The sequence below is a fragment of the uncultured Caulobacter sp. genome, assembly GCF_937900395.1.
In the GTDB taxonomy this organism is placed as follows: Bacteria; Pseudomonadota; Alphaproteobacteria; order Caulobacterales; family Caulobacteraceae; genus Caulobacter.
Map to the genome: position 1 here is coordinate 22,993 of NZ_CALCDX010000016.1, position 6,321 is coordinate 29,313.

The following is a 6,321-nucleotide window of genomic DNA, read 5'->3' on the forward strand; positions in this document are numbered from 1 at the left end:
AAGCGCGGTCAGTTGCGGCGGTCCAGTACGAAATCAACGCTTTCGCGGAGATGTTCGGCCCGCTCGCCAAAAATTTCGAGGTGGGAACGCGTTTGCTCGGCCAAAAGCGTCACGCGCTCTTTCGCCGCGTCCAGTCCCAGCAGGGTGACGTAGTTGGCCTTGCCCTTGGCGGCGTCCTTGCCGCCGGCGGCCTTGCCCAATGTCTTTTCATCGCCCTCGGCGTCCAGGATGTCGTCGACGATCTGGTAGGCCAGACCCAGGTCCTGGGCGAAAGCCATCAAGGCGTGGCGCTCGGCCTCCTTGGCGCGGGCGATGATCAGCGGGATCTCGAAAGCGAAGGCGATCAGGGCGCCGGTCTTCAGGCGCTGCATCCGCGCCACCGCGCCCAGGTCGTCGCGGACCCCGAGAATGTCGATCATCTGGCCGCCGACCATGCCGCGCGCGCCCGAGGCGATCGCCAGCTTGCGCACCAACTCCGAGCGGATGTGGGCGTCGTCGTGGGTGTCGGGGTGGGCCATGATCTCGAAGGCCGCCGTCTGCAGGGCGTCGCCCGCGAGAATGGCCGTGGCCTCGTCATATTGCTTGTGCACGGTCGGACGGCCGCGGCGGACGTCGTCGTCGTCCATGGCCGGCAGGTCGTCGTGGACCAGGCTGTAGGCGTGGATGCATTCCAGCGCGCAGGCCGCGCGCAGCACCGGCCGCTCGGCCAGGTCGAACATCTTGCCGGTCTCCAGCGCGAAGAACGGCCGCAGGCGCTTGCCCGGCCCGAGGGCCGCGTAGCGCATCGCCTCGGTCAGGCGGCTTTCCGGACCATCGGCGCGCGGCAGCAGCTCGTCGAGCGCGACCGTGACGATGTCCGCGGCCTGGACGATGCGGCGAGCCAGGTCGGAGGGGGCGTGATCGTTCAAGGGCGGCTCCCCTCGATCCTCGGCTGGACGCCGCTCATCAGTTGAACTCGGCCGCTTCGGCGGAGACCGCCCCGCCCTGCCCGAGCACGATCTTCTCGACCTTCAGGCGCGCGGCTTCCAGTTTCTTTTCGCAGTGGGCCTTCAGGGCCGCCCCGCGCTCGTAGATGTCGATCGAGCGCTCCAGCGGCGCCTGGCCGGACTCCAGCTCGGCCACGATCCGCTCCAGCTGCGCCAGGGCTTCCTCGAAGCTCAGGGCGGAGATGTCGGCGGAAGGGTTCGTAGCGTCGGTCATTGCAACTCTCAGGTGAGCGGATCTAAGCCTAGTGGCCCGCAAGCCCATCGACAACGGCCTAGAGCTTGCCGCCAGTTAAGGGAAGAGGCTTTGAACTCAAGCGCGGCGGAAGCGCTTGATGCTCCAGTAGCCGTGACCCTGATCCAACAGCTTGGTCAGGCCGCGCTTCTTGAGCGCGTCGGCGATCATCCAGTTGAAGAAGCCGTGGGCCAGCACCAGCACGTTCTGGCCAGAGTCCGCCAGCTCGATCAGCAGGTCAGCCGCCTGCCCAGCCCGCGCCTCGGCCGCCTTCCGCGTTTCCTGGCCGCCGTGGTTGTCGAAGAACCACCACCAGAACCGAGCGAAGAAGCCCAGCCGCTTGGGCGACATTCGAATCCACAGGGGCCACGGCGGCGGCGGCAGCGGCGCCTCGATGAAGGTCGGGTCCGTGGCGAAGGCGCGCTCGCCGACCACCGCCCGCGCCGTCTCGATCGAGCGGCGGCGGGTCGAGGCGATGATCACGTCGGCGCTCTTCGCCAGTTCCACCAGGCTGGACGGCGGGACCTGGCCTTCCTTCAGCCCGCCCTCCTCGTAGCGCCCCCACCATTCTCCGTATTCGGGCGCGTTGAGACGCACCTTGCGTGACAAGGCGGGTTCGCCGTGGCGGGCCAGCGTGATGACGCCCGGGCGGGCGGCGGGAGATGGGTGGTCGGCGGAAACGTCGGCCATATTGAAGAGAAGACAGGCGTCCGTCCTCTCGTTCCTCCTGGGACAAGCACATGCGCGGCGGCGGCGGTCGCCTCCGGCGCCTGAAGGTCGTAGCCGCCCTAGGGCGGCGACACAACCCGCCCCGGCGCGCCTCTGGGACTCGTCAGCTCGCCTTGCGGGCGGGCTCGGCCTCGGCGTTCAGCACATGGGCGTCGCCCCAGGCCTTGAGCGCGCAGATCACCGGCTCGAGGCTACGCCCCTTGACGGACAGCGAATATTCCACGCGCGGCGGCACCTCGGCATAGACCGTGCGGACGATCAGGCCGTCGCTTTCCAGCTCGCGAAGCTGCTTGGTCAGCATGCGCTGGGTGACGGCGCCCAACCTGCGCGCCAGCGCGTTGAAGCGCATCCGGCCGCTCATCAGGTGGTACAGGATCACGCCCTTCCACTTTCCATCGATCAGGCTCAGGGCGGCCTCGACGCCGCACTCCTTGGGATCTTCCATTTTGGGGTCCACAGTATCCAATAGGGTACTACATACAGAAAATGACCGTACTTGCGAAGATCGTAGCGTAGAGCGATCTCCTCCTCGCGGTTCGAAACCGCCGCCCTTTTGGAGACCATCATGAAGATCGTCGGCTTCCGCGAGCTGCTGCCCGCCACCGATCCCAACGCCCTGCTCGACCTGGAAGCGCCCGATCCCAAGCCGAGCGGCCACGACATCCTGGTGCGGGTGAAGGCCGTCTCGGTGAATCCGGTCGACACCAAGGTGCGCAGCCGCGCCCAGCCCGCCGCGGACGAGGTCCGGGTGCTCGGCTTCGACGCCGCCGGCGTGGTCGAGGCGGTCGGCGAGGCCGTCACCCTGTTCTCGCCCGGCGACGAGGTGTTCTACGCCGGCGCCATCGGCCGACCGGGCTCGAACGCCGAGCTGCAGCTGGTCGACGAGCGCATCGTGGGCCGCAAGCCCAAGAGCCTGAACTACGCCCAGGCCGCCGCCATGCCGCTGACCTTCATCACCGCCTGGGAGCTACTGTTCGACCGGTTCGGCGTGGCGCGCGACGGCGGCGAAGGCCAGACCCTGGTGATCATCGGCGGCGCCGGCGGCGTCGGTTCGGCCCTGATCCAGCTGGCGCGGAAGCTGACCAAGCTGAACGTCGTGGCCAGCGCCTCGCGCGAGGAAACCCGTCGCTGGGTCCAGTACCTCGGCGCGCACCAGATCTTCGACCACACCGAGCCTCTGGGCGAAGAACTGGCGCGCCTAGGCCTTGAGGCTCCGGCCTACATCGCCTGCCTGACCCACAGCGCCCAGCACTTCCCGCAAGTCTCGGAGGCGATCGCGCTGCAAGGCAAGATCGGGATCATCGAGGCCGACGGCGACCTCAACATCCGCCCCCTCCAGGCCAAGGCCGCTTCGATCCACTGGGAGTACATGTTCGCCCGCCCGCAGGGCACGCCGGACATGATCGAACAGCACAGGCTGCTGAACGCCGTCTCGGACCTGGTCGATCAAGGCGTCCTGCGCACCACCCTGACCCAGGTGGTCGGCAAAATCCGCGCGGCCGACCTTTTGGAAGCCCACCGCATCGTCGAGAGCGCCCGCACCATCGGCAAGGTGGCGCTGGAGGGCTTCTGACCGTTGAAGGGTCCGGTCATGGCGGCTACTCAGGTCGCCATGACCGACACGCTCCGCCGCGCCACGATCGAAGACGCCGACACCCTGTCCAGCCTGGGCGCGCGCACCTTCGCCGAGACCTTCGCGCACCTCTATCCGCCCGAGGACCTTGAGACCTTCCTGGCCTACGCCTATGGCCTGGAGCGGACGCGCAACGACCTGGCCCATCCGGACAAGGCCTCGTGGATCCTGGAGGACGAGGACGGCGAGGCGATCGGCTACGCCCTCGCGGGTCCTTGCGACCTGCCGCACGACGACGTGAAGCCGGGGGATGGCGAATTGAAGCGGATCTATCTGCTGAAGTCGCACCAGGGCGGCGGCCGGGGCACGCGTCTGTTGAACACCGCCCTGGAGTGGCTCGAGAAGGACGGCCCCCGCCCCTTGTGGATCGGCGTCTGGTCCGAGAACTTCGGCGCGCAGCGGCTGTACGGCCGCCTGGGATTCGAGAAGGTCGGCGAATACTACTTCCCGGTCGGCGAGACGCGGGACCTGGAGTTCATCCTGCGGCGGGGGTGAGGCTCGAATAGCGCCCCCTCCGGCCCTCCGGGCCACCTCCCCCGCTTCGCGAGGGAGGATGATAGCCGCCCTCCTGCCCCGCTTGCGGGGGGTGGATCGCCGCGGATACGCGGCGAGACGGAGGGGGCGTTGCGCGGGCGGGCTTTAGGCCCCACAATCCGAACAACCGTTCGAAAGCCGCGCCGATGTTCCTCCGCTTCTTCTCCGAGCTCCGCCAGGCCAAGGTTCCCGTGTCCTTGCGCGAGTACCTCCTGCTGATGGAGGCCCTCGACAAGGACGTCATCGATCGCACGGTCGAGGACTTCTACTTCCTGTCGCGCGCCAGCCTGGTGAAGGACGAGAAGAACCTCGACAAGTTCGACCGCGTGTTTGGTCACGTCTTCAAGGGCCTGGAAACGGTCAACGAGGGCCTGACCGCCGACATCCCGGAAGAGTGGCTGAAGGCCCTGACCGAAAAGTTCCTCACCGACGAGGAAAAGGCCCAGATCGAGGCCATGGGCGGCTTCGAGAAGCTGATGGAGACCCTGCAGGAGCGCCTGCGCGAGCAGAAGAAGCGCCACGAGGGCGGCAACAAGATGATCGGCTCGGGCGGAACCTCGCCGTTCGGCAATAACGGCTATAATCCCGAGGGCGTGCGCATCGGCCAGGACAAGAGCCGCCATGGCCGCGCGGTGAAGGTCTGGGACAAGCGCGAGTACAAGAACCTCGACGACAGCGTCGAACTGGGCACCCGCAACATCAAGGTCGCCCTACGGCGCCTGCGCAAGTTCGCCCGCACCGGCGCGGCCGACGAGCTGGACTTGAACGGTACGATCAAGGGCACGGCCGAGAAGGGCTATCTCGACATCCAGCTGCGCCCCGAGCGCCGCAACGCCATCAAGGTGCTGATCTTCTTCGACATCGGCGGCTCGATGGACGGCCATATCAAGCTCTGCGAGGAGCTGTTCAGCGCCGCCAAGACCGAGTTCAAGAACCTGGAGTTCTACTATTTCCACAACTGCCTCTATGAGGCGGTCTGGAAGGACAACAAGCGCCGCCACACCGAGAAGATCCCGACCTTCGACGTGCTCCACAAGTTCCCGGCCGACTACAAGGTGATCTTCGTCGGCGACGCCACCATGAGCCCCTACGAGATCACCTATCCGGGCGGCAGCGTCGAACACTGGAACGAGGAGCCCGGCGCGATCTGGATGCAGCGGGTCACCGACATCTATCAGAGCTGCGTCTGGCTGAACCCGACGCCGGAGCGGCACTGGGACTACACCCAGTCGATCGGCGTGATGAAGCAGATCCTGTCGGACCGGATGTATCCGCTGACCCTCGAAGGCCTGGACAAGGCGATGCGCGAACTGGTTCGCGGCTAAGGCGCCCTACCGCGACGGCGCGGGCTCGCCGAAGAAGTTCGCATCGGTCGTGGGCTGGCCCACCACCGAGACGACCGGCGCCGCGGCGTGGTCGGCCTCGATCATGGTTCCGATCCGGAAGGCCGCTGTGTTGGCGCCGCCCACCAGGATGAAGACGTCCTCGTGACCGTCGCCGTCGACGTCAAAGCCGACGCGCGTGCCCGCCACCGTACGGGTGACGTCGGTCACCAGGTGCGTCGTCGCTTCGGCGAGCGCGTTTTCCTGAGCGCTCAGGACGTTGCTGACCGCCGTCGCGCTGACGACGGTGAGCTGCCCCTTGCCCAGCACGGCGAGATGATCGCCCTGCGCGGCGGCGTAGTCGAGGATGACGCCCAAAAGAGCCTCGGCCTTGTTCGTCGGCGCCTTGGCCGAGATCAGGAAGGTGTCCGCTCCGGTCCCGCCGCTGGCCACCACGCGGGCGTTCATGACGATCCGATCGTTTCCGGCGCCGCCATCGATGCGATCGATCCCGCTACGCGCGCCGCCGCCGTCGATATGGTCATCACCGGCGCCAGCGCGGATCACGTCGGCGTCCGCCGTGCCGACGATAGTGTCGGCGCCAGGCGTCCCGTTGATCACCGACGCCGTCCCGGCGAAACCTTGCGTGCCGCCGGCCTCTGCGGTCTTGGAGCCGTCGGTCTGCTGCAGCTGGGCGGGAGTCTCCGAGGACGGCGGCGCGACCGCGAACGTCTCGGCGTGCGTCGCCTTGCTCACGATGAGTCCGGTCAAGGCGGCCCAAGGCGTTTCGATCGCCGCCGCCTGCACGCCTTCGGGCTTGACGGAGGGCTGAGCCCCTCCATGTCCTTTTGCAAGACGTGACTCGTCAAAAGACACTCCGCGCCG

General features: G+C 67.3%; 8 protein-coding genes. 3 read left to right on the forward strand and 5 right to left on the reverse strand.

The genetic code is table 11. The features are described from left to right. Nucleotides 1–8: 8 nt before the first annotated feature. The 4 genes from Q0379_RS01395 to Q0379_RS01410 all read right to left on the reverse strand — a co-directional run bounded on the left by Q0379_RS01395 (nucleotide 9) and on the right by Q0379_RS01410 (nucleotide 2,392). Nucleotides 9–908 carry a polyprenyl synthetase family protein gene (locus tag Q0379_RS01395; RefSeq protein ID WP_299003476.1) on the reverse strand — a complete coding sequence of 300 codons (900 nt, stop codon included), beginning with the start codon at nucleotides 906–908 and terminating at the stop codon, nucleotides 9–11. Between the two features lie 37 nt (nucleotides 909–945). Then, nucleotides 946–1,200, reverse strand: a complete 255-nt coding sequence (locus Q0379_RS01400) for an exodeoxyribonuclease VII small subunit (protein ID WP_013078521.1) — start codon at nucleotides 1,198–1,200, stop codon at nucleotides 946–948. Between the two features lie 96 nt (nucleotides 1,201–1,296). Then, entirely contained in the window at nucleotides 1,297–1,908 is a 612-nt protein-coding gene (locus tag Q0379_RS01405; RefSeq protein ID WP_299003485.1) for a histidine phosphatase family protein, read from the reverse strand. A gap of 142 nt (nucleotides 1,909–2,050) precedes the next feature. Then, nucleotides 2,051–2,392, reverse strand: a complete 342-nt coding sequence (locus Q0379_RS01410) for a helix-turn-helix domain-containing protein (protein WP_299003487.1) — start codon at nucleotides 2,390–2,392, stop codon at nucleotides 2,051–2,053. A gap of 120 nt (nucleotides 2,393–2,512) precedes the next feature. On the opposite strand from Q0379_RS01410, the gene Q0379_RS01415 reads away from it, so the two are divergent. The 3 genes from Q0379_RS01415 to Q0379_RS01425 all read left to right on the forward strand — a co-directional run bounded on the left by Q0379_RS01415 (nucleotide 2,513) and on the right by Q0379_RS01425 (nucleotide 5,439). Beyond that, on the forward strand, nucleotides 2,513–3,520 hold the full coding sequence (locus Q0379_RS01415) for a zinc-binding alcohol dehydrogenase family protein (protein ID WP_299003489.1): 1,008 nt from the start codon (nucleotides 2,513–2,515) through the stop codon (nucleotides 3,518–3,520). 18 nt (nucleotides 3,521–3,538) lie between these two features. After that, nucleotides 3,539–4,075, forward strand: a complete 537-nt coding sequence (locus tag Q0379_RS01420; protein WP_299003491.1) for a GNAT family N-acetyltransferase — start codon at nucleotides 3,539–3,541, stop codon at nucleotides 4,073–4,075. 185 nt (nucleotides 4,076–4,260) lie between these two features. Beyond that, entirely contained in the window at nucleotides 4,261–5,439 is a 1,179-nt protein-coding gene (locus tag Q0379_RS01425) for a VWA domain-containing protein (RefSeq protein WP_299003493.1), read from the forward strand. Between the two features lie 6 nt (nucleotides 5,440–5,445). Here Q0379_RS01425 and Q0379_RS01430 read toward each other — a convergent pair whose 3' ends face one another. Next, the gene (locus Q0379_RS01430) at nucleotides 5,446–6,192 is read right to left on the reverse strand and encodes a hypothetical protein (protein WP_299003495.1); all 747 of its coding nucleotides are present in this window, start codon (nucleotides 6,190–6,192) and stop codon (nucleotides 5,446–5,448) included. Between the last annotated feature and the right edge of the window lie 129 nt (nucleotides 6,193–6,321).